General features: G+C 48.6%; 25 protein-coding genes, 1 pseudogene and 1 riboswitch. Of the genes and pseudogenes, 10 read left to right on the plus strand and 16 right to left on the minus strand.

Translation table 11 applies throughout. The features are described 5' to 3' along the window. Positions 1 to 74: 74 nt before the first annotated feature. A complete protein-coding gene (locus NST37_RS24500) occupies positions 75 to 1127 on the minus strand; it encodes an NAD(P)/FAD-dependent oxidoreductase (protein ID WP_172920902.1) in 1053 nt (350 codons plus the stop codon). 190 nt (positions 1128 to 1317) lie between these two features. Here NST37_RS24500 and NST37_RS24505 point away from each other — a divergent pair, with 190 nt between their 5' ends. From NST37_RS24505 to NST37_RS24520, 4 genes are all read left to right on the plus strand, one after another. After that, entirely contained in the window at positions 1318 to 2109 is a 792-nt protein-coding gene (locus NST37_RS24505; protein WP_003388764.1) for an ABC transporter ATP-binding protein, read from the plus strand. Positions 2110 to 2113: 4 nt separating this feature from the next. Further along, positions 2114 to 3037: an iron-hydroxamate ABC transporter substrate-binding protein gene (locus NST37_RS24510; RefSeq protein ID WP_003388765.1), complete on the plus strand. Its 924-nt coding sequence runs from the start codon at positions 2114 to 2116 to the stop codon at positions 3035 to 3037. Between the two features lie 106 nt (positions 3038 to 3143). Further along, positions 3144 to 4154 (plus strand): iron ABC transporter permease, encoded by a 1011-nt coding sequence (locus NST37_RS24515; RefSeq protein ID WP_003388766.1) that lies wholly within the window; start codon positions 3144 to 3146, stop codon positions 4152 to 4154. After that, on the plus strand, positions 4151 to 5158 hold the full coding sequence (locus NST37_RS24520) for an iron ABC transporter permease (protein ID WP_339185990.1): 1008 nt from the start codon (positions 4151 to 4153) through the stop codon (positions 5156 to 5158). The genes NST37_RS24515 and NST37_RS24520 overlap by 4 nt, the downstream gene beginning before the upstream one ends. 162 nt (positions 5159 to 5320) lie before the next feature. Here the strand turns inward: NST37_RS24520 and NST37_RS24525 are convergent, their stop codons facing one another. From NST37_RS24525 to NST37_RS24535, 3 genes are read right to left on the minus strand one after another with little or no spacing between them, the layout of a single operon-like run. Then, complete coding sequence (locus tag NST37_RS24525) at positions 5321 to 5962, minus strand: SDR family oxidoreductase (RefSeq protein ID WP_339185992.1); 642 nt, start codon at positions 5960 to 5962, stop codon at positions 5321 to 5323. 48 nt (positions 5963 to 6010) lie between these two features. Further along, positions 6011 to 7660 (minus strand): DUF4179 domain-containing protein, encoded by a 1650-nt coding sequence (locus tag NST37_RS24530; RefSeq protein ID WP_339185994.1) that lies wholly within the window; start codon positions 7658 to 7660, stop codon positions 6011 to 6013. Continuing rightward, a complete protein-coding gene (locus tag NST37_RS24535) occupies positions 7657 to 8214 on the minus strand; it encodes a sigma-70 family RNA polymerase sigma factor (RefSeq protein ID WP_327926974.1) in 558 nt (185 codons plus the stop codon). Before NST37_RS24535 ends, NST37_RS24530 begins: the two co-directional genes overlap by 4 nt. A 183-nt stretch (positions 8215 to 8397) precedes the next feature. On the opposite strand from NST37_RS24535, the gene NST37_RS24540 reads away from it, so the two are divergent. Continuing rightward, the gene (locus NST37_RS24540; RefSeq protein WP_339185996.1) at positions 8398 to 9393 is read left to right on the plus strand and encodes a DUF4367 domain-containing protein; all 996 of its coding nucleotides are present in this window, start codon (positions 8398 to 8400) and stop codon (positions 9391 to 9393) included. Positions 9394 to 9647: 254 nt separating this feature from the next. On the opposite strand, the gene NST37_RS24545 is transcribed toward NST37_RS24540, so the two are convergent. The 4 genes from NST37_RS24545 to NST37_RS24560 all read right to left on the minus strand — a co-directional run bounded on the left by NST37_RS24545 (position 9648) and on the right by NST37_RS24560 (position 12789). After that, positions 9648 to 10388, minus strand: coding sequence for an amino acid ABC transporter ATP-binding protein (locus tag NST37_RS24545; RefSeq protein WP_024983661.1), 741 nt, complete (start codon positions 10386 to 10388; stop codon positions 9648 to 9650). A 20-nt stretch (positions 10389 to 10408) separates the two neighbouring features. Next, entirely contained in the window at positions 10409 to 11149 is a 741-nt protein-coding gene (locus NST37_RS24550) for an amino acid ABC transporter permease (RefSeq protein WP_003388773.1), read from the minus strand. An 85-nt stretch (positions 11150 to 11234) separates the two neighbouring features. Then, a complete protein-coding gene (locus NST37_RS24555; RefSeq protein ID WP_327970280.1) occupies positions 11235 to 12071 on the minus strand; it encodes a transporter substrate-binding domain-containing protein in 837 nt (278 codons plus the stop codon). A 113-nt stretch (positions 12072 to 12184) separates the two neighbouring features. Continuing rightward, a riboswitch (Lysine riboswitch) is annotated at positions 12185 to 12370 on the minus strand. A 140-nt stretch (positions 12371 to 12510) separates the two neighbouring features. Beyond that, complete coding sequence (locus tag NST37_RS24560; RefSeq protein WP_152562218.1) at positions 12511 to 12789, minus strand: hypothetical protein; 279 nt, start codon at positions 12787 to 12789, stop codon at positions 12511 to 12513. A gap of 471 nt (positions 12790 to 13260) precedes the next feature. Here NST37_RS24560 and NST37_RS24565 point away from each other — a divergent pair, with 471 nt between their 5' ends. The 3 genes from NST37_RS24565 to NST37_RS24575 are packed head-to-tail and all read left to right on the plus strand — an operon-like array spanning position 13261 to position 16136. Next, the gene (locus NST37_RS24565; protein ID WP_003388777.1) at positions 13261 to 14394 is read left to right on the plus strand and encodes a DUF418 domain-containing protein; all 1134 of its coding nucleotides are present in this window, start codon (positions 13261 to 13263) and stop codon (positions 14392 to 14394) included. A gap of 18 nt (positions 14395 to 14412) precedes the next feature. After that, entirely contained in the window at positions 14413 to 15534 is a 1122-nt protein-coding gene (locus tag NST37_RS24570) for a sensor histidine kinase (RefSeq protein ID WP_003388778.1), read from the plus strand. Beyond that, positions 15531 to 16136 (plus strand): response regulator transcription factor, encoded by a 606-nt coding sequence (locus NST37_RS24575; RefSeq protein WP_003388779.1) that lies wholly within the window; start codon positions 15531 to 15533, stop codon positions 16134 to 16136. The genes NST37_RS24570 and NST37_RS24575 overlap by 4 nt, the downstream gene beginning before the upstream one ends. A gap of 81 nt (positions 16137 to 16217) precedes the next feature. On the opposite strand, the pseudogene NST37_RS24580 reads toward NST37_RS24575, so the two are convergent. The 5 genes and pseudogenes from NST37_RS24580 to NST37_RS24600 all read right to left on the minus strand — a co-directional run. Continuing rightward, positions 16218 to 16334, minus strand: a pseudogene (locus NST37_RS24580) (HTH domain-containing protein); the annotation flags it as partial. A gap of 192 nt (positions 16335 to 16526) precedes the next feature. Further along, positions 16527 to 17915 (minus strand): amino acid permease, encoded by a 1389-nt coding sequence (locus NST37_RS24585; RefSeq protein ID WP_039070591.1) that lies wholly within the window; start codon positions 17913 to 17915, stop codon positions 16527 to 16529. Between the two features lie 469 nt (positions 17916 to 18384). Then, a complete protein-coding gene (locus NST37_RS24590; protein WP_339185999.1) occupies positions 18385 to 20493 on the minus strand; it encodes a TerD family protein in 2109 nt (702 codons plus the stop codon). Positions 20494 to 21113: 620 nt separating this feature from the next. Then, positions 21114 to 21416 (minus strand): VOC family protein, encoded by a 303-nt coding sequence (locus tag NST37_RS24595; protein WP_081924337.1) that lies wholly within the window; start codon positions 21414 to 21416, stop codon positions 21114 to 21116. Further along, complete coding sequence (locus NST37_RS24600; protein ID WP_024983656.1) at positions 21413 to 21940, minus strand: MarR family transcriptional regulator; 528 nt, start codon at positions 21938 to 21940, stop codon at positions 21413 to 21415. Before NST37_RS24600 ends, NST37_RS24595 begins: the two co-directional genes overlap by 4 nt. A 159-nt stretch (positions 21941 to 22099) precedes the next feature. Between NST37_RS24600 and NST37_RS24605 the strand changes: the two genes are divergently transcribed. Together NST37_RS24605 and NST37_RS24610 are read left to right on the plus strand one after the other, a co-directional pair. Next, entirely contained in the window at positions 22100 to 22861 is a 762-nt protein-coding gene (locus NST37_RS24605) for an NADPH-dependent oxidoreductase (RefSeq protein ID WP_251237886.1), read from the plus strand. 326 nt (positions 22862 to 23187) lie between these two features. Then, complete coding sequence (locus NST37_RS24610) at positions 23188 to 23565, plus strand: hypothetical protein (protein ID WP_003388788.1); 378 nt, start codon at positions 23188 to 23190, stop codon at positions 23563 to 23565. A gap of 655 nt (positions 23566 to 24220) precedes the next feature. Here the strand turns inward: NST37_RS24610 and NST37_RS24615 are convergent. The 3 genes from NST37_RS24615 to NST37_RS24625 form a co-directional block, all read right to left on the minus strand. Next, complete coding sequence (locus NST37_RS24615) at positions 24221 to 24616, minus strand: hypothetical protein (protein ID WP_003388789.1); 396 nt, start codon at positions 24614 to 24616, stop codon at positions 24221 to 24223. A gap of 156 nt (positions 24617 to 24772) precedes the next feature. Further along, positions 24773 to 25072 (minus strand): aspartyl-phosphate phosphatase Spo0E family protein, encoded by a 300-nt coding sequence (locus tag NST37_RS24620; protein ID WP_003388790.1) that lies wholly within the window; start codon positions 25070 to 25072, stop codon positions 24773 to 24775. Positions 25073 to 25459: 387 nt separating this feature from the next. Next, positions 25460 to 26728, minus strand: a complete 1269-nt coding sequence (locus NST37_RS24625; protein ID WP_339186002.1) for a helix-turn-helix transcriptional regulator — start codon at positions 26726 to 26728, stop codon at positions 25460 to 25462. Positions 26729 to 26741 lie beyond the last annotated feature (13 nt).

Consider the following 26741-nt stretch of genomic DNA (forward strand, 5'->3'; position numbering starts at 1 on the left):
GAGAAACAGACGCTTCTCAGGGATGAAGCCTTTTTTATGTGCGGACGTACAGCCAGGCTGCGTATGTTTTCGTTTTACGATCTCATCATTTGTCTCACCAATTCACGATTGCGCTGTTTAAACACCTCATTGTGGGAGGAGACCATTGCGCTTTTGCCGGCATCCGGCTGGATAAATTGCTTTGCTTTGTTTACAGCGTTCGCAGCATCCTGGAAAGCCCCCGCGATCAAGTGCAGCTTCCCGTCGTAGTGCAAAATATCTCCGGCAGCGTAAAGTCCGGCTACCGAGGATTCGGAGTTGGCATTGCCGGAGACATAGAAGTCATCGACCAAGTCGATGTTTAGCGTGCTGTTTTTCAATAGGCCCGAATCTCGTTCATAGCCGTGATTGATAATGACTTCATCGACGGGCAAATACGAAACCTCTCCCGTTTCATGGTTCGTCAGCTCAACACTCTCGATTTCTTCGTGATTCGCCGATGCGACCAGCTTCGTAATCGACGTATGAAAAAAGCAGACAGCAGAGCTGTTCAAAAGCTGCGTGACCTGCGCTTCATGGCCCTTTAGCGCGTCCTTTCGGTACGTCAGGTACACTTTTTTCGCGATCGGCTCCAATTCGTTGGCCCAATCGATCGCAGAATTCCCTCCGCCGGAAATGATGACGGTCTTATCCCGGAAATACTTCAAAGACTTTACCGTGTAGTGCAAGTTGGCTACCTCAAATCTCTCGGCACCTTCGATCTCCAGCTTTTGCGGAGTCAATATCCCGCTTCCGACAGCGACGATCACTGTTTTTGAGTAGTGCTTTCGGCCAGAGGCCGCATGCAGGACAAAAATCCCTTCCTCGTCTCGGGTGATTGACTCTATTTTCTCGTTCAACACAACCTCCGGATGAAACGTCAATCCTTGCTTGACCAACTGCTCGATCAATTTCTCTCCGGTTATCGGAGTCAGCCCTCCCACGTCCCAAATCATTTTTTCCGGATAGACGTGAATTTTGCCGCCCAAATGCGGCTGGTATTCGATCAGCTTTGTTTTCATCTCCCGCAGCCCGCTGTAAAAAGTGGAGTAAAGCCCTGCCGGTCCCCCGCCAATCACTGTCACATCGAATAGTTCCTGACGCTCCATGTCCGATTCACTCCTTGACCAATAACATGCAATTGATTATCATTATCAACGAAGTATACACGCATTTCTTTGTTTTTACAATCCAGTGCAGCTATTGACAACAAAAAAGGCGGATACTATATTATTTTTGGAAGCGATACTGATAATCATTATCACCTATTTCCATATTCCTGTAAACGGGGTGTGACACATGGTTCGGCTGTATACGGATAATGTAAGCATTGGCTACGGAGAGCGCTTGATTGTGAAAAACCTCAGCGTTCAGATTCCCGACAAAAAAATCACCACCATCATCGGTTCAAACGGCTGTGGAAAATCTACGCTGCTAAAAGCAATCACGCGCATTATTTCACATCAGTCCGGCGCAGTCATTCTGGACGGAGAAAGCATCGCCAAAGAAAACACCAAGCTGTTGGCGAAAAAAATGGCCATTCTTCCGCAAACGCCGGAGAGCGCCAGCGGACTTACGGTCGGCGAACTGGTCTCCTATGGCCGCTTTCCCTATCAAAAAGGCTTTGGGCGCTTGAGCAAAAGAGATTATGAAGTTATTGACTGGGCACTCGAGGTGACTGGAACAAAAGAGTTCAAGTTCCGTCCTGTCGACGCCTTGTCAGGCGGCCAGCGCCAAAGGGTGTGGATCGCCATGGCCCTCGCACAGGAAACGGAAATTATTTTTCTCGATGAGCCGACAACCTATCTGGATATGGCCCACCAGCTAGAGGTTCTGGAGCTGCTGCAGAGACTGAATGCGGAACAGGAGCGCACGATTGTGATGGTACTGCATGATTTGAACCAGGCCGCCCGCTTTGCCGACTTCATCATCGCCTTGAAGGACGGGGAAGTCGTGAAGGCGGGAGATTGCGAAGAAGTGATGACACCCGAGGTCCTTAAAAAAGTGTTTCGCATCGATGCGGAAATCGGGCGCGACCCGCGTACGAACAAACCGGTTTGCGTCACCTACAACCTGATCAAAGGAGATTAACGCGATGAAAAAGTTTTTGTTCCCCTTCTTTCTGCTGCTCTCCCTCATCGTCAGTGCCTGCAGCGGGCAGCCGACTGAGCAAAAGGGAGCCGCATCCCCCGCGGAAACCGCTTCGGAAACGATTACCTACCAGTCGGAAAACGGGCCTGTTCAGGTGCCTGCCCACCCCCAGCGGGTGATTGTGCTGTCCAACTTCACCGGACACGTGCTGTCTCTTGGGGTGAACGTCGTAGGCACCGATTCATGGTCGTTAAAAAACCCTCGTTTTGCGGAAAAACTGAAAGACGCTCAAGAAGTGTCCGATGAGACGCTGGAAAAAATTATTGAGCTGCAGCCCGATCTGATCATTGGCCTGTCAAACGTCAATAACGTGGACAAACTGAACAAAATCGCGCCTACGGTTATCTACACGTACGGAAAGGTGGATTACCTGACGCAGTTCCTGGAGATCGGCAAGCTGTTGAACAAGGAAAAAGAGGCGCAAGCGTGGATCGATGACTTCAAGCAGCGGACCCAAAAGGTCGGAGCCGAGATCAGAGCGAAAATCGGTGAGGACAAAACCGTTTCCGTGCTTGAAAAATTCGACAAGCAGCTATATGTATACGGCAACAACTGGGGCCGCGGCACAGAGATTCTTTATCAGGAAATGAAGCTGAACATGCCCGAAAAGATCAAGGAAACAGCTCTCAAAAGCGGCTACTATGCGGTTTCATTGGAAGTTCTCCCCGAGTTCGTCGGCGATTACCTGATTCTCAGCAAGAACAAGGATACAGATAATTCATTCCAGGAGACCGAAACGTATAAAAACATTCCGGCGGTTAAAAACAATCGCGTTTTTGAAGCGCCTATGATGGAGTTTTATTTTAACGATCCTCTAACACTGGAGTATCAACTGGAGTTCTTTACAAAAAGCTTTCTTGGCCGCTGATTGATCCTGCTTATCGTGCTGAAGGTTCCTATCAAGGGGGTTTTCCCTGATCGCCTGTCTCCTGTCAGGCCCCCTTTAATCCAAACAAAGAAAAGATGGTAGACAGATGACGAAAGAAAACCAACGCTCGATCCCATTTGGATACAAATTGATCGCGGGCTTGCTTTCATTTGCCGCCATGTTTGTGATCGCCATGGTATTCGGGGCCGCTGACACGACTATCGGCGACGTATGGCTGGCCATTGCTTCCGATGCGACTGGCGATACGCTCTCGATGATTCGGGAAATTCGTCTTCCGCGCGAGATTGGCGCCATTTTCGTCGGCTCTGCACTGGCGGTGGCCGGTGCCATCATGCAAGGGATGACGAAAAACCCGCTCGCTGACCCGGGTCTGCTCGGTTTGACGGCTGGCGCCAACGCGGCTCTGGCCGTCGCGATTGCCCTGCTCCCGTCCGCCAATTCCTTTCATCTGATGATCGCCTGCTTTATTGGCGCAGCGATCGGAGCGATACTGGTTTTCGGGATGGGTGCGATGAAAAAAGGCGGCTTTTCTCCACTGCGCATCGTCCTGGCCGGTGCTGCCGTGTCCGCGTTCCTGTACGCAGTCGCGGAAGGTGTCGGCATTTACTTTAAAATTTCCAAAGACGTTTCCATGTGGACCGCTGGCGGATTGATCGGCACGTCGTGGAGCCAGCTCGAAATCATTGTTCCGTTTATTGTACTCGGCATTCTTCTTGCGGTTTTCCTTTCCCGGCAGCTGACGATTCTCAGCCTGAGCGAAGAAGTGGCCGTCGGATTGGGTCAAAAGACGATGCAGATCAAGACGGTTCTGTTTGTTGTCATCATTCTGCTTACAGGCGCATCTGTGGCCCTGGTCGGAAACATGACCTTCATCGGACTGATGGTTCCCCATATCGTCCGGGCCATTGTAGGAACGGATTACCGCTTTATCATTCCGATGTCGGCGATAGCCGGGGGCTCATTCATGCTGTTTGCCGATATGCTCGGACGGACCATGAACGCCCCGTATGAAACGCCAGTGGCGGCTATCGTTGCGATGATGGGGCTTCCGTTTTTCCTGTTCGTCGTGCGCAAGGGAGGGAAAGCATTCTCATGATTCATCCCGCTTTGCTCCGAAAACAGCGCGTCGTGCTGGCTGTTCTGCTCGCTCTGATTACCGCGACCTTTGCCATCGCCATGGGTATCGGGTACTCCTCCCTGTCTTATGACCGGCTGATCCCGACGCTTCTCGGCCAAGGCACGTTCAAAGAGGAATTCGTGTTGTTTTCCATCCGTTTGCCGCGCATGATCGTCACCCTGCTTGCGGGGATGGCGCTCGCGTTGTCGGGCTCCATTTTGCAGGGCATCGCCCGAAATGACCTGGCTGATCCCGGAGTCATCGGCATCAACTCGGGAGCAGGCGTCGCCCTGGCCGTTTTCTTTTTGTTTTTCCCGGTGAAGGCCGGCGCTTTTGTCTATTTGCTTCCGCTGGTCGCGTTTGCCGGGGCTATCGTCACGGCCTGCCTGATCTACCTGTTTTCCTACAGCAAAAAATCCGGTCTGCAGTCCGTGCGGCTCGTGCTGACCGGGGTTGGCTTTTCGATGGCATTGTCAGGCGTCATGATCGTGCTCATCTCATCTGCCGAACGCGAGAAGGTGGATTTTATCGCCAAATGGCTGGCGGGGAATATTTGGGGCTCGGACTGGCCTTTCATTTGGGCCATTCTCCCGTGGCTGGTGATCCTGGTTCCGTTTGCGTTCTACAAAAGCCAGCGATTGAATCTCCTTTCGTTAAACGAGCCTGTGGTGATCGGCGTCGGGCTGGAGATTGAAAAAGAACGTCTCGTGTTGCTGGTGACGGCTGTCGCGCTGGCTGCTGCGGCTGTTTCAATTACGGGAGGGATCGCGTTTATCGGACTGATGGCCCCCCACATCGCGAAGGCTCTCGTCGGCCCGAGACACCAGCTGTCGCTCCCCATCGCGATTCTGATCGGCGGATGGCTGCTGTTATTCGCAGATACCATCGGGCACAATCTCGTGGACCCCGAAGGCATTCCGGCAGGGATCATGGTTGCTCTGATCGGAGCGCCGTACTTTATTTACCTGTTGCTGAGAAAATGACGCAAAACCGTTCAGTCAACCGTTTTGTTGCCACCAAAGGCTCATCCCCCTTACCTGAAAAATGGCGGATGAGCCTTTTCCTGCCCAACCTGTACCCCGTTCGTTTTCCTTGCCCAGGCAAGCAAACAGCCCGCACATACTCCCCTACTCCCGCCACGCGCTTTACAAGGAACCAACAGCCTCTTCAACAGGTGTTTCTCCCGACAGAAGTTCAAAGGTTTTACGGTATGTGTTTTCCGCATTGATGACTGCAACTATTGCTTGGGCCACATCAGCACGGGGGATGCCGACCGTTCGATCTCCCGTTATCCGCTCGGCCGCTTGGATTTTCCCCGTTCCCGGAACGTCCAGCAGCCTGCCAGGCCGGATGATTGTATAGCTGAGCCTGGTTGATGCCAGCTTTTCATCGGCGTCTCCTTTTGCCTGATAGTAATGTCTCATCGATTCCGGCCCCTTTTCGGGCGTATCGGCGTTCATCGAGCTTACCATGATGAATCGGTCAATGCCTTTCCGCTCCGCCGCTTCAATCATTTTGATTGCTCCCAGGCGATCGACGAGCTCCGTTTTATCGCTGCCCGTATGCCCTCCCGAACCGGCTGTAAAGACAATAGCATCGACATTTTCCAGTGCATGGCTGAAATCTTCTTCTAGATCGGCGACGACCACTTCGCCACCCAACGCTTCCATTTCTTCTGTTTGATTTTTATCGCGAATCATCGCTACGGGATGGAAGCCTTTTTGGCCAAGCAAAGACACGACCTGCTTTCCTATTTTTCCGTGCGAACCTACCACTAACACATTCATATTGGATTCCCCCTTTGGGCGTATGCGGATTACTTTTGGCTATACCGATTATTGCCTGATCTGCCAAAGAAAATGTGCATTTTTATCAGGCAGCTTTATCTTCCACTCTCCACCGGGAAGCTGCCTTTCTACAAGGACAAGCGATAGCGTTACTTCTTTTGCCTCTTTGGGCACTTCTTTGACGATCAGGGTCGTCACCGTATGACTTCCCTTCTGATCCGAATAGCTTCTTGTTTTCTCTACATCAAACTCCGCTTTATACACGTTTCCCTCTTTATCCGTGACCAGCCATTCTGGAGGATCGTTGCCAATAGATTTCTGGATAGAATCAACCGTAATCCTGTAGGTAGAGAAGGCAGACTCCGTTGCTTTTTCTTCCCGAACGTCTAGTACCTCGTAGTGATTCCCTTCGTATTCCCCTCCCCGTAAGCCTTCGCCATGAAGAGGAACAACCAGCGAGAAATCTGCCCTTTCGGTAATGAAGACGTCTTCCAAATGGAAAAACACGTCTTCTGCCGGTTCTTCAAACGGTGCGAAGTAATAGGTCATTTTGTTGCTGCCCGCTTGCTGCTCGTTTGAGCCGGGAAGTGTATAAATCAACCCCGACTCGAATTGATAATTGCTGTTTTGGCGGGAATCTGCGAGTATGTTGCCTTCTTTATCACGGATCGTAAATTCCGGGTGATGGGATGAGAGCAGTCGAGTGGCCACCTCTTCCCTTGCGCCCTTTGCTTTCAACTCTTCCACTTGCCGCACTATTTTCTCCCTTGCTTCCAAGGTCCACTCCGTCTCTACTTCCAATGCGGTCGCACTTGGCGCATATGTGATTTGTCCCAACTTGACGGTCATTCCCTTTGGGCTTGTGTACTGCTCTTCAACCTTCAGCTTTTTGGTTGCAGCAATACCTTTGCGCAAATCAACAGGAATCTCCATATTCAGATGGGTCTTATGCAGCTCCTTGGAACCGATGCCCTTAATCTCCAGATGGACTGTGACCTGCTCAGGGGGATTTTCGAGAGGAAACACCAGGTCTGCATACTTATCTGTCCTACGAAACAGCGGGCTTCGCCGGATTACCTTGTCATTTGCGTCCACAACATATACGTTGTTTGCTCCATAGGCAGGAAAAAACTGGTCCGGGAGTATCCGTCCTTGCGCATCCTCCAGGACATACGACAGCACAATCCTGGTGGGATCGGCTATGACTTCCTTTACCCGCAGCGTTATTCCGTTGTCCGACACCGCTTGATTCAGCTCGGTGGAGAAGCCTTGTTTTGCCGCTTGTCTCAAGCCTGCCTCGCCTGTGATCGTCTGGAAAAAGGAAGACAGAAAAGCAGCAAACGCAGGAGAAACCTGGGTACCGATCGCCATAACCAGCACAGCCGCCGCGACAACAGATGAGACTAGCAGTCCTCTCCTTTTGGCTGGCCCCCCGCCCTTCTTCAGCACTGGATCAGATTTTTCTACTTCTATTCCTTCGTCTTGGATTTGCTGCATCACCTCGTTTGCAAAATCGTCAGGGAGCATCTCCATCATCCATCCGTCCCGGATCAATTCAACCTCTTCATTCACCCTCGCATAGACAGCCTGGCATTTCCTGCAATGGCGCAAGTGAGCCTGCACCCGAAGAGCATCGGCAGCGTTTGTTTCCCGGTCTGCATAGGTGGGCAAAAGCGCTTGGCATTCCTGACATTTCATACGGACCACCCCTTTGGCGAGCAGCGCATGGTATTCGCTCGTAATTTTTGTTTGGCGCGATACAGCTTTACCTGGATTGTACTGACGGGGATGCCAAGGATGTCGCTGATTTCCTGGTAAGAAAGGTCATTGCTATAGCGGAGAAGCAAGACAAGCCGATAGCTCTCTGGCAACGCGTCTAGCATTTCCCGCATTTCGGAAGCAAACTCCTTTTGAATATAGGCGCTTTCCGGCGTTTGTTCATTCGCCATCGAAAGCTGATCGATCTCATGAAAATCTACAGTCTGAAGCCTTTGACTTTTCTGCATATCAATGCAATGGTTGATCGCGATCCGACAGAGCCACGGGTAAAACTTTCTGTTCAGATCATAGCTGGCGAGCTTTTGAAACGCTTTTATAAAGCATTCCTGCGTCAGGTCTTTTGCCTCTTCTCTTGAGTGAACCATGCGGTACAGGACGTTGTATATTCTGTCTTTATATTTGGTAATGAGATGCGCATACGCCTGTTTGTTGCCGTCCAACACCTGAAGGACCCAGTTCCGGTCTTCATCCATCGATGTTCCTCCTTTTCACGCTCCCTACCCAACCAATACTGAAAAACCAAACAAAAACTTACACCTTTTTTCCACAAAACCGTCGAATGAGCCAATCAATCATTTTTACTGTAAGATTCACAAGCGCAATTCAGTAATGAGGAGTGTATGCCAAATCATGTAAAAAACAGGAGGAATTCTGAAATGGAAAAGAAAACGAATCTCAAAAAACAAATTTCTGCGTATGCACTTGGAGCGATGTTGATCGTGTCGATTTCTCCGGCAAGTGCGGCGAGTGATGCAAAATCACCGCTCCCGCCATCTTCAGCACCATCCCTAAACCAAACGCAGTTGCCGAAACAACCTGCCTCTTCCAAAGCGGAAGACAAGGCTACCGTCATTTCCAGGCAAGCCGGATTCGAGCTGCACTTTCCCAGCTACATTCCGGGAGACAGGACATCCGTTACTCTGCGTTTCTCGGAGAAAACCAAACATGTCGCAGGTTCTTTTTTCAGTCAAACAGAATTGCCGTTCTACCTGGAAATGTGGAAAGGCGATATCGCCGCAGAAAGCAAAGGCTTGACCAGGATTGCAACCAAGAAGGGGCCAGCCTACCAGGGAGTGCAAAAGGAAGCGCACGGCGATGTACATGTGTTGATCTGGGAAGAGGAAAACGGCATTCTTTATCGTTTGACCAGCAGGCTTTCGCCCGAGGAATTGGTCAAAATTGCCGAGTCTGTGGAAAAAGGCAACAAAGTAAACGTCATTGAGGATTCGGACGAGGAGCAAGTACTGGTACATGAGCTTGATACCGCCAAAGCCTCGGAATTGTTTGGCGCGGCTGTCAAATTGCCGGCCTATCTACCCGGCAACGTGAAAAAAGAGAACGTCAAAATTAGCGCCAACATCTACAAAGGCAGCTCGACCATCACGATTTACGACGGGGCAGCAGGGATCACAGGAAGCTACTTCTCTCTGGTGCACGAAAAGAGAGCTCTCTCGAAAGAGGATACCGCAGACATGAAGCCTGTTCAACTTGGCCAAGGAACTGCCTTCGTCGGAACGGCACCCCTGACAAGCTTTATGCATCCTGAATTAAAACAGCTCCCGGTATTGGTATGGGAAAAAGACGGCGTTGTGTATAGCCTGAAAGCGAACGCCCCCATTGATGAGCTAAAGAAGATGGCCGAGTCGCTGTAAACTTGCCTCCTGGTCTTGTGCGTAATCAATGTCCCCGGAGAACGGGCGCGATAAGTGTTTTCTTTACATGAACTTGCCAAATGTGATAACAAATACGAAAAGCCAGGCTCCCTCACCGGAGGAACCTGGCTTTTGGCGTAAAAACTGCCTTCACTGCGTTCTTTTTATAATGATGCGCGTGCAGGAGACGCTCACCGCTCAGCAACGTATCAGACACTCTGGAACGTATCAACATTCCGAAACGTATCGGACACTCAGGAGCTGCGCAACGTCCGCTTCAAGAATTCTCTCGTCCGCTCTTGAGTCGGATGGTTGAAAATTTGCTCGGGACTTCCTTCCTCTGCGATGACTCCCTTGTCCATAAAGACCACGCGATCGGAGACTTCCTTTGCGAACTCCATTTCATGCGTGACGATCAACATCGTCAGACCGGATTCGGCAAGCTGCTTCATCACCTTCAGCACCTCGCCCACCATTTCCGGGTCAAGCGCCGATGTCGGTTCATCGAACAGCATCACATCCGGCTCCATGGAAAGAGCCCGCGCAATGGCCACGCGCTGCTTTTGCCCGCCCGACAATTGATTCGGCCTGGCGTTCACATACTTGTCCATCCCGACAATTTTGAGATACTTCATCGCGACTTTTTCAGCTTCATCCTTGGATCGCTTTAACACCTTTACTTGCCCGACCACGCAATTGCTCAGCACATTGTGATTATTGAACAGGTTAAACTGCTGGAATACCATGCCCAGCTTTCGGCGGTAGGTGAAAATGTCGTGCTTCTCGTCTAAAATGTTTTCACCCTTATACATAATTTCCCCGCCGCTCGGCTTTTCCAATAGATTGATGCATCGAAGCAGCGTTGATTTGCCCGATCCGGAGGAACCGATAATCGTAACGACTTCTCCTTTTTTGACCGAAAAATCGATGTCCTTTAATACCTCGTGACTGCCAAAGTATTTGTTGACGTGTTTAATTTCTATGATGGCCTCCATATGCTCGCCTCCTTCCTCGATTATTTCTTGCCTTCTGCCTGCACGGGATTCGCCATTACGGCGTAATTGTCCGGGCCTTCCAGCTTTCTTTCGAAATAGCGCAAAATTTTCGTGACGATCAGGGTCATGATGAAATACATCACACACGCAACAAAAAAGGACTCGAAATATCTGAAGTTATTCCCGGCAATCGATTTGGTCGTGAAATACAATTCGGTGACCGAAATGACATTGAGTACGGAAGTATCCTTGATATTGATGACAAACTGGTTCCCCGTTGCCGGCAGGATATTGCGAATCACTTGCGGCAGCACGACATTCATCATCGTTTGCACGTGATTCATCCCAATCGCATGGGCTGCTTCAAACTGTCCCTTGTCAATCGAAATAATCCCGCCGCGAACAATCTCGGCCATGTACGCTCCCGTATTAATCGACACGACGAAAACGGCGGCCAGAATCCGGTCCATATCAACCCCGAACGCCAAGGCGGAACCGTAGTAGATGACCATCGCCTGCACAATCATCGGTGTTCCCCGGAAAAATTCGATATACGTAGCTAGAATGGCATTGACTGCTTTCAAAATCGCCCTTTTGGCTCCCCGCTCCGGAACGGGGATCGTCCGGATAAGCCCGATCAATAGGCCAATGATGGCTCCCAAAATCGTTCCGAGCAAAGCGATGAATAGGGTCATTCCCGCTCCGCGAAGGAACATGGGCCAGTTTTCGGAAATGATTTTTACAATCCACTCGAAGCTCATCGTTCTCCTCCGTTCATGCAGGGAAGCTCCCCTGCCCTATGCGCATAAAACCGACTGCATGGAGATGCAGCCGGTTCGCAAGCGATTATTGTGCTGCTGGTTGATTTTTGATGGCTGTATCCATGATCCTGGTACGCTCTTCCTCCGAAATGCCGGATAAAATCTCATTGATTTTTTTCGTCCATTCACTGTCTTTTTTCACGCCGACAGCGATGGCCGTATCATCTTCCGAGGTCGTAAATCCATCCGTAAACTCGACCATGGCAAAGTTCGGGTTGGCCGTGGAGGCACTGACGGCTTCCGGACGCTCAGAGACGTAACCGTCGATCATTCCGGATTCAAGCGCTACGCGCATCGCCGGGAAGTTGTCCATCGCAGGCTCTTGAACGACGCCCTCGATTTGATTGATCACGGAATAGTGGAATGTATTCAATTGGGCAGTCACTTTTGCCCCTTTGAAATCCTGGATGGAAGTAGCGTTCTCGTATTTTCCGCCTTTTTTCACGACCATGACCAAATTGGATTTATAGTAGTTGTCCGAGAAATCGATCGTTTGTTTGCGCTCTGCAGTTGGAGACATCCCTGCAATGATCGCATCGATTTTGCCGGAGGTTAATGCAGGAACAAGGCCATCCCACTCCGTTTTCACGATGACCAATTTTTTGCCCAGGCCATCCGCAATCTTTTTCGCAATTTCTACATCGTATCCGCCTGCGTACTCCGCATTGCCGTCGATTTTCACAGCACCGTTGGAATCGTCCATTTGGGTCCAGTTGAACGGAGCGTATCCCGCTTCCATCCCTACCTTGAATGTTCCCTCATCGGTTGAGGCAGATTGCGAGCTGCCTCCGCCTGCCCCACATCCTGCGAGCAAAAGTACAGCGGATAGAAACATAGCTATGAATGATGACTGTTTTTTCATGGTTCATTTTCTCCTTTGGCTTCTGGTTTTTTGGCTGAAAAAATGCAAAAAGCGACCTGAGATAGACTCAGGTCGCACTACAAACATAGTTGCCCAAATACCTCTCTTTTCCCAGATGAGATAGCACAACTCAATAAATCGGGTCATTTATTGAGACAGTCCTGCAGCTCTTAACTGCAGACCCAGCAATGCAATACCGAGAAATATTGCAAGCTTCGGCGACATTTCCTTCTCCCTGGCATCAACGCTTTCTCGAACTCCGCCAAGGACTGTTAAATATCGCAACCTCTACCTCACTGTTTTAAGTGAGGTCCATATTCAATTATGTTTTTGAGTTTACAATGTTATGTTAATTCTGTCAACCTGGGTCTTTTCTCCAAATGATGCTGGCAGACTATTTTTTGCGTTCCTGTATGCGCAAAAAGACTTATTCCTCTCATCAATGTATGGGGGCGAGGCTCTCCATGAATGTTTTCCGCTCTTCTTCGTTGCTGTTTGACTGCAGATGATAATAGCGAAGCTCGTTGTATTTCGTCTGACTGTCCAAGTCTTGTTTCGGCAGAAATACTGCTTCCCACACACCTTGTTTGTTTAACGAATTATCCATATCGACCACATAATTGCCGACTATCTCAAACCGATCATCGGATTTCTGACTGTTGCCTTTATTTGCGTACCACTCGATCATCGGATGGTAGTCGTATGTTGATTTCTTCATTTGCAGAAGTTCAATGTACGTATCGCTGTTTACGTACGAGATTAAGAGAGACCCTTCATTTAGATCCAAGAGCGTTTTTTGTTCAGTATAACCATCCGGCAGAGACTCCGGTAAGAATACTTGAAAGCTCAGTTTTTTTATTTTATCAATGCTTACAGTAGAGCTCGCACAAGCAGCCAGCAGGAAACAGACGACGAACGGTACCAATCTCCTTATAAACATAGCATCACCCGTATTTTATCATTTGTTACTTACCATAGCGGGGACTCCCATCCTCTTCCTGTCCCTTGGAAAACAGCCTTGAGCCAATTCCACCAGCTGAGGCCGACCAGCAAACGGCTTGATTTGATTGCTTGTTACAAACTTTATGACACGAGTCATAAACATCTCTTTACAGGTGTGAATGTTCCCTCGCTCTTTTCATGGCTACACTAAGACTACATGAAATTCATACGCAAAAGGGTGAGGGATATGGAACAACGCAAAGAAAGAATCCGTCTTCTTGATATTCTGCGAGGCTTTGCAATCCTCGGGACGTTAGGGACAAACATATGGATTTTCGCCCATTTGGGGGATCTTACCTACCTTACGACATATGATTATTCTGGGTGGTGGGCAAAAGACGATCTCATCAGGATGATCGTGTTATTTCTCGTCAACGGGAAGCTGCTGGGATTGTTGACAATCATGTTTGGAGTTGGACTTGAGCTAAAATATCAGCAAGCCATTCGCAAAGGGAACGCTTGGCCTGGAATCTATATTTGGGTATCCTCGCTTTTATTCCTGGAAGGCTTGCTGCATTTTACCCTGGTCATGGAGTATGACATCTTAATGAGCTATGGCATAACTGCAATGATCGTCGCCTACATCGTCAAAGGCGGCGACCGCTTGATATCCATAACGATGAAAGTGCTTGGAAGCCTGCATGCAACTGCCATCCTGGGGATCCTGGTGATTAGTCTGATTGATGCCAATATGACACTGCGCGGTTCTGACGAAGTCATCGCTCTTTATAGAGACGGCTCTTGGCTGCAGCAAGTCCATTATCGCCTGTCTCATTTCGTCCCGCTTAGATTGGAAGCGATCTTCACGATTCCCATGAATGTCTTTTTATTTTTGCTTGGTGTTCGCTTCATGCGTGCGGGGGTCTTTTCTCAAGATGAGAACGGCAAAAAACAGCGCGACAAGCTTTTCAAACTGGGAATGTTTATCGGCTTGCCTTTAAACCTGTTGATTTTTATCCCTGGAGGCGTTTTTGATCTCCCTGTTCGCTATTTATTCGCGCCCCTTCTTTCCGTAGGGTATTTGGCGATTATTGGAAGAATGATACAATATACGAAGTTGAATTGGCTTTGGGGCCTTCTTGAAAATGCCGGAAAAATGTCTTTAAGCTGCTATGTCATGCAAAATATCATTTGTTCCATTCTTTTCTACGGTTGGGGTTTTGCTCTTGGCGGAAAGCTGGATTCCGTGACAATTATCGTAGTTTGGATCGGAATATCCGTATTCCAAATACTGTTTGCAACGGCATGGCTTCAAGGTTTCAGGTTTGGACCTATGGAAACGCTCCGTAGACGTGCAATAGGGATTTTCGATACGAGATAACCGCTCTGGAGGCTATCAATGATAAGGAAGCTCTACCCGAGAGAACAAATCAAAAACTATCTGCTCTTAGATGTCATATCGGTTGTGTTTTTGTTTTATTATGTTCTACGTTCGAATTCAACGCTTGGTCTCTCGGGAAGCTTCATTCTTCTGCTGGCATTCCTCGTTTCATTTTACATGGGGCTTTGGTATCGGAATCTATACCTTTTGGCGGCCGTTCTCACCGGCTTTGTTACGCTTGCTCTGCTCGGTATGTATGTCGGTCCGAATCTCCTGTTTTATGGGTTCATCTTTGCTGATCTTCTGGGAAGATCAAAGTCCAAATGGCATATTGGTGTAGGGATTGCAGCCATCGCCCTCATGTTTATGGCTGTTTTCTGGAAGAGAACGGGCAACCTTCTCGATGAGAATTCGATCCTTCTCCCGTTTATGATTATTCAAATGTTTTTTCCGATTGTGATTTATATCAAAGAAAAAGCGAAGACCCTGCAAGGTGAGTTGGATGCCGCAAATAAACAGCTCGGAAAATTTATCCAACAGGAGGAAAGGCAGCGTATCGCGAGAGATCTGCATGATACACTGGGGCAAACCCTGACCATGATCAAATTGAAAAGCGAGCTGGCTACAAAATGGATAGACAAAGATCCCTCGCAGGCCAAGGAAGAGCTGAAGGATATCCTGGCCACATCGAGAATCGCTTTGAAACAAGTCAGAGAACTGGTCTCTGATATGAAATTCACCTCTCTGGCAAATGAAATAGAGCATTCCCGAGAGCTGCTGCACACAGCGGGTATCGAATTTGAAGTCGTGGAAAAGGGGAAGCCTCCGCTGTTATCCAGTGTGGAGGAGACGATGGTCGCTCTCTCTATCCGCGAAGCCATGACGAATATCGTCAAGCACAGCCGGGCCAAGCGGTGTACGCTACAATTGGAAACCATGGACAATCATTATTGGGTAACGATTACCGATGACGGAGTCGGGCTTGTAAACCAAAAAAGCGGAAATGGAATTCAGTCGATGAACGAGCGGATGCAAGCTCTTCACGGAACCTTCATCGTAACTGATTCGCCTACGGGCGGAACCGTTGTTTCCATGAAGCTTCCGCTCCGTCGGCAAGGAAAGGAGGACCCTGCGCTATGATTCGCGTCGTCATTGCAGAAGATCAACAAATGCTTCGCGGCGCCTTCGCCTCTTTGTTAAAATTTGAAACCGATATTGAGGTGCTGGCAGAAGCTTCGGATGGGAAGCAAGCCTGGGAGGCAATACAAAAGCACCAGCCTGACGTGTGCGTGCTTGACATCGAAATGCCTCTTATCAGCGGTCTTGAGTTGGCCGAGCTGATAAGAAGAGCCAACCTGCCCTGTAAAATCATGATTGTCACGACCTTTGCCCGTCCCGGCTATTTAAAGAAAGCGATCGATGCCCAGGTGGATGGCTACTTGCTAAAAGATGAACCGATTGATTTTCTGATTGAATCCATCCGCAAAGTGATGAAGGGAGAACGCGTGGTCAGCACGGATTTGGCGGCAACACTCTTTATGAAAGAGGAAAATCCGTTAAGCGAACGGGAAATCGAAATGCTGCGCCTGACCAAAATAGGAATGACGACAGATGACATCAGCAAGGCCCTGTACTTAACAAAAGGAACCGTGCGAAACTATTTATCTTCCGCGATACAAAAGCTGGAAGCCGAATCGAGACAGCAGGCCGTGCAAATTGCCGATGAGAAAGGGTGGCTTTAAATCCCTATACCGAGAACTTAAGCGCCTTGTTGATCAGAAACAAGTACTCCCGCAGTTCTTTTTCCATGCTGAAATGGGACAAATATCTCTGTAAATGGTTCGCAACGATACCTCAAAATGCTCTGCAAGCTCTTTGCCTGTAACCGTCCCTTTTTTGGAGATGATCAGGACCATGGAAAGTAATCGATCTACCCGCATTGTTATGTATCACGTTGGTTGCCAACGCTTCCTCCCTTGTTTTTGTGCGGCCTGCGCGCTTGTTTGGAAAGCTTTTGAGAATACTTTTTCGCCAAAAGCACCGCTTCTGCCTTCGATTGAGAAAATAAAATCGGGACATCGCTTACCAATGTCCCGATTATCGTGATTATTCTATTTTTGCCCGATACTCTATCAGTTCGTGTGTTCATCATCCGTGTCCGCAGCCAATGGAGCGGCCTTGCTGACGCCAAAAGCGTAATAGCTGATCACGACAATACCCAGGAAAACAATACCCGCAATCAGGGAGACCCGTGTTTCATCGTTAATCCACATGCCGATCAGTACCATGATCAAAAATGCGATCGTCGCGTAGTTTGTCACCGGAGCAAACGGCATTTTGAATGGATGGTTGGCCATTTCCGCTCCTTTTGCTTTTCTGAAACGGATTTGACTGATCAGGATGACAAACCATGGAACCATACCGGGAAGCACGCTTGCGCTGTACACATACACAAACAGATTTTCCGGCGCAATGTAGCTCAGAACAACGCCTACGAACAAGCCGACCAGAACGCCGATCGTTCCGAGCAAAGGCACGCCGTTGCCGGACAGCTTCGTAAATATTTTGGGAGCCTGTCCGTTTACACCGAGCGTATACAGCATGCGTCCCGCACTGTAAATGCCGCTGTTGCAGCCAGACATCGCAGCCGTAATGACGACGAAGTTAATAAGCCCCGCCGCAGCCGTAATCCCCACTTTCGCAAAGGTTGCCACGAACGGACTGCCGATCGCGTCCAATTGATCCCACGGGTAAACGGTTACAATAACAAAGATCGCGCCAATATAGAAGATCAAAATGCGCCAAATGATAGTTTGAATCGCGCTCGTCAACGTTTTGCGCGGGTCCTTGGCTTCCCCTGCTGTAATCCCGATGAGCTCGACACCCTGATAGGCCCCGATCACCAACGAGAGCGCAAAGAAAAAGCCTGTCCAACCGCCAGTAAAGAAGCCACCGTGCTCCCACAGGTTCGATAATCCGATCGCGTCTCCTCCGTTGCCGATACCAAAGAAAATCAAGCCAAACCCGGCAACGATCATCAAGACGATGGTGACGATTTTGATCATCGCAAACCAAAACTCGAATTCGCCAAATGATTTCACCGAGAACAAGTTCGCTGCACCGAGAATCACCATCGCGATCAAACCCGGTATCCAGGCGGGCAAATCCGGGAACCAGTACTTCATATACGTCCCGACCGCGATAATCTCCGACATCCCGACAATGACCCACTGGAACCAGTTGCTCCAAGCCGTCAAATATCCGGCCAAGGGATGGATGTACTTGTGGCCAAAGGTCGCAAACGAACCTGTGCTTGGCTCCAGATACAGCATTTCTCCCATCGCACGCATGATGAAAAAGATGAAAATCCCAACAATTGCATACGCAAGCATAACGGACGGACCAGTCCATTTGATCGTGCTTGCCGACCCCATAAACAAACCGACACCAATTGTCCCGCCCAAAGCGATCATCTGGATGTGACGCGCTTGCAGGCCCCTGTTCAATTCTTTGTTTGCCACTCCGGTTCTCTTCCTTTCTGCTGCCTCTGGCTGAATTCTCGGGAAAGCTCTCGATACCCTGGGTCCGATCCGCAGTGAAGAGGCGGGTATCCGTGTTTGTACATATAGTTTGTACGTAATAGAAAGAAACCGTTCTACTCCATGATTGCGCATTTTTTACTCAGCATTCCCAATAGTAAGAAAACTGGAACATCTATTCCCCTTGGGTTCGTTGCTGAATTACTTTTATTGTAATATGTTTTTTTGGTGAACACAATTATATTCGGTGGAAAAACATTTGGTAAATCAATGTGTCTCGTGTAAATATAAAGTAAAAAATATGTTATTGATCAATCGTTTTTTGATTGAAGCTAACAAAAGTCAGCCTAGTCATACGCTTACGTTTATCCTTTAAGACTGTACAGCCCCATGAAAAAAAGAGCAGCACAATGCTGCTCCTCTCAACCCGAGATAGGCATAAAACTCTCACTCAAACAAGAAACCCAGCCATAATCTGCTCAATATCAAACGGAGTTACTCCGTTTTCCACGGAAAAAATCGAATCTGCCAGCTCCGGAGTATTCACTTGCTCCCCTCTTGCCTGGGCATGGAGCGTAAATAAATCGTACAGGTCTGGCTTCCGCAATGCAGTCATGGCTTTCCCCATCAAGACCATCCCTTTTTGGTTCCCCTCTACGTTGTTGTAGTAGCCGGGATTTCTCGTCAGCGCCAAGTCGGCCCAGATGATTGTGCGTTCCACCAGATCGAAAATGACGGGGATCGCAATCTGCGTATCGGCTGCGACATCGATTTTATTTTCCACCGTCGCTGGCTCGAAGATCTCGCCAGACCCCGGTTTCTTTCTCATCATCCAGCCCACGAAACACTCCGGCAAGTCGCAATAAGGCTGATCGGTAAAAGAATGAAGCGCAGCCACAATATAACGACCGCCATAATCGACAATGGACGGAATATGCAGATCAATGAACTCGCACGCTCCCTGGGGAGCTGCCACGATATCACCGCTGTGCACGGCCCGATACTTGGAGGATCGGAGATTGGTATAGGAAATATGCTCGACATACTCCCAGTTTCGATCATACATGACAGCGGACAAATCAATATCTACACGATCCGTAGGCTTGCCGTCAACCATGCCCTCCTTCCACCAGTTGAAGAAACGAATCGTATCCCCCTCTGGCATCGGCAAACGGCTTCCCCGGACAATCGTACGCAAGGCTTTGCTTGCCGATCTTTGGGAGAACGGGACATGGTACCGCTTCAAGCGTTCATCGATATACGTCTTCCCGAGCGGAGCCAGCGCCGAAAACCGCTGGATGAGCACCTGATCGCACAACTGCACGATGTCTTGGCATACCGCTGCATCTATCTCGGGGAGAGCATTGGGGATCGCAAACGCTTTGGCCACAATTCCTTTTGGGAAAAAGATTCGCAGATCGTGAGGCTCATGGCGATGTGCAAAATGAGACTTCACTTGCAAGAGCACAGGCGTCGATACTTGGCTCGCGACCTCGCCGAATGCCAGCACTACATACTGCGTCTCATCGGTTGATCTTAGCAACTGATCCAATCTTCTTGCAAACTCGCCCGGACGCTGCATCAATAGATCGATCAGTGACCACACATCACGAGATTGGAAGGCCAGTTCAACGCTTGCGTTGAAGGTCGCAAATGACTTGTTATTGCGCAAAATATCGAAGGCTTCCTGACATCGCGGAAACTGATGCTTGTATTCCGATGGATGCAGGATTTCGCCCAATCGAATCCAGCGCTGTTTATATCTCAGCATATCCTCTGTTATCGGGTGGCATTGTTCCAGCAAGCCAAGCAGCAGCCGTCTCTCTGAGCGCTTGAATTTGCGGAAACGCGCAGCCTCGGCTAGACTGAGATCGCCTTGTGACCAGGCTACAGCCAGACGAAGGACATCTGTTGCGGTCTTTATGTAACGCCCGATAAGCTTTATATCTGCCTTGTCATGCTTTAATAGGGAACCGACCACGAATCCGACATTCTCCTTGAACGGAATCTCCGAAGGGAGAATCTCATCCAAGTCAGCCGAATCCGCCCACCCGATCGCCGCATCGATGTCTTCTCTGTCTGTCTCGGAGATCGACACCTTGGCTTGAATCAGCCGGCGGATCATGGCATGAAACTCCGCTTTGGTTCCAAGATCGATCACTTTCAGGTTTCCTTTATCCAATAAAGGCTGTATGTGCACCGTCTCGTACTCAGGCAAATCCAGAGTCAGATAGTGATAGATGGCATTCAGGTAAAGCTCGGCATCGTGATACTCCATCACTTGCATCGGGAAGCCCGGGTACATCGGCTTGTACTCCACGTGAGCGCCAACCAGCAGCTTTAGATCGGCTACCAATTGATGATAGAACGCTTCGAACTGCTCTTTGGACAAGCTACGAACGGTGTACATGAATTGAGGCGAGAACGTAAACCCGAGATGTTCGATATTTTTCATGGCCGTAGCCAAATAAGCTTCCGAAAGTCGGGGAGACCCTTGCACCGCGTTTTCCGTGTTCACAATCAGTTTGTTTGCTCGCCGCAAATAGATGGTATTGATCATCGCAAAGACTCCAGGCAATTTTATATCCGTACTCCGTGTTAGAGAATGAAGGATAAGGTGGATATGAAAGCCCGGATGCCTCCTCTCCTGATGATCCTTCAGGAAAGCTGCGACCCTACTTTTCCAATTTTGTCATAGAAGGAAGGATCGCAATAGCCTGAAGGCCAAAGGCCGAGGTCAAAGCGCGAAGCCCGGTGACATCGAACCCTTGATGGATTCATCATCGCAGACTTCTGGAGGTGCGAACAGGGTGAATGTATTACGACACCTCCATTATCCCAACTACTTGTTATTCATCCTGCTGTGGACACGAAAAGTTACCGTTGCCCCTGTACCTACCGCACTTTTAAACAGAAGCCCCGTCCCGGAGTGACCGTTTTCATCGCCGATCTGTATATATCAATCCAACCCCTGACCTGCCATCTGCTTTTCTGTCCAATATTCGTTGCAAGAAAACGTCGTCCATTCCGACTCCATCGTCTTCAACCGACTGCTGCGTTTCATGGACAGAAATCGGAATCATAATCTTTCTCCCGCGAGCGCGCTTCATAGCCATGCCTCGTAACGGCCAGTTGAAAAGGCCATCCTTGCGGGACGGCCTTTTCATCACGGGATATACATTACCCCTCGTATGCTTGCTCTAATGATCTCATATCGATTTTCGCTTTCGTTTGAAGTAATGCCTTCATCACTCCTTCTGATCTTTCCGGATCGGGGCTGCATATCATTTCGGTTAAATTGCTTAGGACAATTTGCCACGATACTCCGAACTTGTGTTTCAACCACCCGCACACCTGTGCCTTCTCGTCTCCACCCTCGGAGAGCTTGTCCCAGAAGTAATCCAATTCTTCTTGATGATCACAATGGACAATAAAAGATATAGCCTCTGTGAATTTGAATTGCGGACCGCCAAGCAGCGTCAAGAATTTGACTCTCGTGCTTGTTCTTCGTCAAGCTGAAGAAAAGAGTGGGACGTCAGCTTGTTCATGAAATCCCTGATGAACTCCAGTTGTTCCCTTGTATACCCGGCCATAAAGTGGGCCGCAGCGGCCTGGATGCGTTCTTCCAGCCGCTCATGTAGCTTATAGATCGTCTCTCCCTGCGGTGTAAGCGTAAAATACAGTTCCTTTTTATTGCCCGGAATAGTCTCGAACGCGATCAAGCCGAGCACCTTAAGACGTTTCGTTAGTTTAGAAATGGTTCCCTTAGGAATGCCGAATTGGCTAGACAGCGTGCTTCCATTCGTCCGGCCGAGCTTGCCGATTCCATCCAACACATGAAGCATCATAAATGTCATCTCGCTCAATATGGCCTGCACTTGCTCATCCGAGGTTTGCGCCAACATCCAAGCCTTTTCCTCATCGTCCTCTTCCTGTATTTTTTTTGCAAATCGTGTAAATACCTCAAACACTTCCCGGAGCAACCGTTCATCGTGAGGCTGATTCATGTTCCCTTTGTTCCTTTCCTTTTCACCGTAGCATTGTCCTCAGTATAACAAATTAAATCAAGATTCGTAAATAATGTTTCCTGGAAACAATATTGACACCCGAAATCCCTTCTGTTATATTGTTTCCAGGAAACAAAAGTGAATAAGGAGTGCCTTGCCATGAATAAAACCTTTAATGAAGTGCTGGCAGCTATTATGAGTCATCGCTCGATCCGCAAATTCAAAAACGAAAAGCTGACACCATCCCAGATCGAAACTATCGTTCGGGCCGCCCAGATGGCCTCGTCATCCAGATTCATGCAAGCCTACTCGATTATCGGGCTTACCGATCCCGCCCTGAAGCGGGAGTTAAGCGAAATCACAAAGACGCCGTATATTGAGGAGAACGGACACCTGTTCATTTTCTGCGCGGATTTAAAACGACTCACGGTTATGGGTACCGAGCAAGAGAAGCAGGATATGCGAATGATGCTGGAAAGCTCTGTTTTTTATCAAATCGCTGTCACCGACACAGCGCTCGCCGCTCAGAACGCCGTACTGGCTGCAGAATCTTTAGGGCTTGGCGCCGTTATTATAGGATCAGTCTCCAAAGATATTCGGCGGCTTGACCAGATGCTTGCACTGCCGGAATATGTCGTCCCGCTCTTCGGCATCGCTGTCGGCGTACCCGACCAGCAGCCTGAGATTAAGCCCCGCCTTCCGCTAGAAGCCGTTTACTTCGAAAATAGGTACCCATCCGAAAGCGATTTGAAGGAACGAATCGAAGCGTACGATCATGACATGAGACACTACTACCAAACCCGTAGCGAGAATAACCGCGACGCCGGCTGGTCGCGAAGTCACATCGACCTGCTCAAATTGCAATTGCCGCTCAGCGGCATGACGGAGTATTTGCATGGCAAGGGTTTAAATGTAACCTGAAGAGATATAGCATGGGTACTGTGGATATAGCATGGGTATTGTGGGGGGAATATTTTGCCCTACTGATGGTACGGCTCTCCGTGCTGCCTGTAACGGCAAGTTTTCTCCGTTATGACCTTGACTTTCTTTGACTAATTCCTGCTGCACTTTCCAAGACCAGCAAGGCTTTTCAACCGCCCTTGACCTGCACTGTGTCGCCCTTTCGATGCGCTGCAGCCATAACAAAAAAACTTCCCTGTCGGAAGGTCGCCTTGTGTTATGATCGAGATATCGGACCGATTCGGTCATTCGGGTTCCGCCTATACCTTGATTCGGGAGGCCGGAAGATGAACGTCATGCTGTGGATATTCGGTTCGCTCGCCGCAGTCGCAATTCTATTCGTGGCGGCGGCGGGAACTTACGCGGTGCTCAAGGGAAGAAGCAACGAATTCGACACCAGGCGGGACGAGAACGGCAACGTGATCCTGCTCGATACGCCCAGGATGCGCATCTTTGCCGCCTCCTCGTACGACCAGACGATCGAGATGGAGAAGCGGGGACACGTGAACTCCGACGGCATGAGCTGGAACGACCGCTGGCTGGGTACGATTCGCTCGATCCGGAAAAATACCGAGAACCCGGAGTGGTACGTCCAATATATCATCGAGCAGCGGCGCAAGGCAGGGCTCCCCGAGCTCGAAGGGGTCGACGAAGCCTGGCCGTGAGGCGGTTTGCGGGCTATGCCCGGACCCACGTTCCTTTCCTACTGCGAAGCGTCGGATGGTAAACTGCCGATAAGTGACGTAGCGTAATCAAGCTTGAGTTTGACCCGACTGTCCAAAAGCATTTTTTGAACTGGCCCTTCCGCCAAGACAGCGGAGGGGGACTTTCGCTTTCCGCAAGCGAAAGTCCCCCTCCAGGTACCGCATCGTTCGGTGGACCCCAAAACGCTTGCAGAAACCCGTTTGCGCCGACTTTTCAGCCGTGCGTGGCCCTTCCCAAACCCATGCCCGGCAATGCGCTTTTCCAAGACCGCTGCGAGATTTTCCGAAAAAACTTGCCGTCACTTATGATACGGTTCCCCCCGCCCAATCCGAAACGCCCGATAAACGAGCTGGTGCGGTGGTACAATATCCAAAAATTACCCGAACAGTGATAATCCATGGGACTCCCCCGGATGGGAGACAAGCACAACATCATATTCTTGGATCTGGAATTCATCAATTATCAATGTTCCTCCAGTTAACTCAACTGGAACCACTTGGATTCAGGCGTATGTAAAAGCGGATATCTATTACGACGGCTCTTTTCAAAAGACTATAAATACAAGAACTGAACCAACAGGATTTTAAAAAGTGAGGGTAGAATCTCCTCACTTTCTTATTTAGTTTTTCCTAGAACCAGTTCTTCATGGAAACTTCCCCAATAAATATTTACCGTAATTTCTTCGTCTGGGACTTGAGTGAGATCACCCCCTGATCCACCACTTATAAACGTAATTGATTGATCTTTTCTAAGTCTAGCTCCGGCTACCTCTCCGCCACCAAAGGTAGTTTTAAAAGAAAAATTTATGGGAGTATCGGGTGCATTAGCATCTTTAAATGTCAAAGTCAGTTCTTGATCAAGTTGTTGTCGGTCTCCTGTAATCTTAAGATTCCCTTTCCAGTGGTCACTTTCCCCATTGAAAGTCAAGCTACTATTTTGAGTGGCATAAACCCAAATAGTCATAAAGACCACCGCTAACCCAAAAATGAGTAATACTGATTTCTTGGTCACTTTAATCCCCTCCCCCTTACCTTAGTTTTATTAGTAAGTATCACAATTTTATTCAGCTTTTTACTTTCGTGATTTTTCACCAATTATCTGTTTTTGATATTTTTTCCGTAATATCACAAAACGTGCAAATCCATCTACAATCCCTTTACCCCTGCCTTAGCCTTCCTCTGTAGTAATGTTTGACCGTTTATGTCTATCTGATTGAATAGCGTAAATGTAACCGTCCAAACGCTGACTCAGCTCTACCACAACTTCATCCGTAAAGCTTCCCTTCTCCTGCACCAGTCGAACAAGTTCGCGCCGTAAATCTTCTATCGTCTGGTACAAGTCTCTTTCCTCTACGAAACACAAAGGGTTGCAATGTATAGAAACGATATATGTTGTCGCTCGTGGTGAAGGCGTTCCTTTTGCTTGGCAGCATAGAGGAACGTCCTTTTTACGTTCAACAGCTCCCATGTTGTCAACCTCCTTCGAGTCGCCAGAATATGTTGTACACCAAGCAATCCGGTTATCTGGATCATCTCCAACTGTAGTTTACAAGAAGGGGCAAGAAAACCTTGGAAAAAAATGCCTTTGACCCACCCGTTTCTCTTTGAAAATAAAAAGGAACGCCCTTGAAAAGAGCGTTCCTTTGAACCGAGTTTTGATCATATAGATCATAAAGTAGGAATCATGACTGGTTTATTATCCCTGTGGATTGTCAGTGTATACAACAACAGGTTTGTCTTTTCCGACATTCTTTCCGGCATCAATAGAACCGATAAAAAAGGCGCAGGCAATTACCAATGTGACCGAGGAAAAAATATGGAAGAATTTCTTCATTTTACATCCCTTCCTTTTTCTTCAATTTATATTTACTATATTATATACCTCATTAAGCCTTTTCAGAAGTCCCAAATGTTCTTTACCGAACTCACAGTGATGCTTATTGATTTCTACCGCGCAAGACAAGATTTTGTCGCGATCATTTATTTTCCCAAAGTACATAATACTTTGCAAATAGGCCTCCATCCCCTCATCAAACAAACCACGCGAGACCAGAAAGGAACCCTTATAGCGAAAAAATTTGCCTAGCTCTGAAAATGTGTATGTATTCTGAAAATCAAACGCAAAATGTTTCTCCTCGGTGTCGATGATCTGTTGAATCGAGTCTGTATCGTTTATGCCTAGCAATGCCTCTAGCAGCTGATTCACCCGATGGATCCGATTGTTCTTGGTTGCCTCTGTTACACACTCGCGCAATAACGGTATAGCCTCGTTGTAGTACCCTTTTTTTGATAAAATGATAGCCCGGAGGTATTTGGAACGTACCTTGATAAATTCATAGCCCAAGCTCTCATACTGTTGAATATGCTCTTCCATCTCATCATATCGGCCTAAATGAAAGTAAGAGTTGCATATAGCCAGAGCGACCCGCTCTTTCACCTCATTGTTTGTTGGGTCCTCGGCATGTCCCGTTTTTCCGTACGCAATACATTCCTCGTATTTTTCCATATCGTGGGCATCATACGCCATCAGATAGTAGAGCGTGATCTTCTCTTCCTGGCTTAAAAAGTCTGTGTAGTATAGAACCTCTTTTCCAAGACGATAAGCTTCCTCCAGTTGACTGACCTCTGTCCGATCAATGCGGTATTTTTGATATAAAGCCTTCGCTGTATAAGGTTGAATACCGCGCAGCCTGCAATACTGTACGATATTGTTGAAAAGCAGGCATTTCACATCTGTATCCTCAACTGAAAGTGCAGTATGGTACAACTCTTCGACGATCTCCTCGCTTTTCGCTTGGGGGCATTCCAGCAAACGAACGGTTGCTTTCTCGATGAGGTTTGCGTTTACTAAATGAATCGCTTCCGACAATAATTCACGCAAAACGGACAACCGATTCTCCGTCATGATGCAAGTTTCGATTACTTCTTCGCGTGGAGCGTTTAGCGCTTTGAATATAGGTATAATTGTTTTTAACTCGGGTCTCTTTGTGTCGCCGTTTTCAATCTTTCTGATGATGCTTTTTTCAATGCCTGTTAGCTTTGACAACTCCCCCCAAGATAAGCCGCCCCTGTATTTCTTTATGAGGTCGCCTATCGTTGTATATGTTCCAATCGTTGAACTCAAAATAAATCGCCCC

The organism is Brevibacillus sp. FSL K6-6036 (genome assembly GCF_037964015.1).
Lineage (GTDB): Bacteria > Bacillota > Bacilli > Brevibacillales > Brevibacillaceae > Brevibacillus > Brevibacillus borstelensis.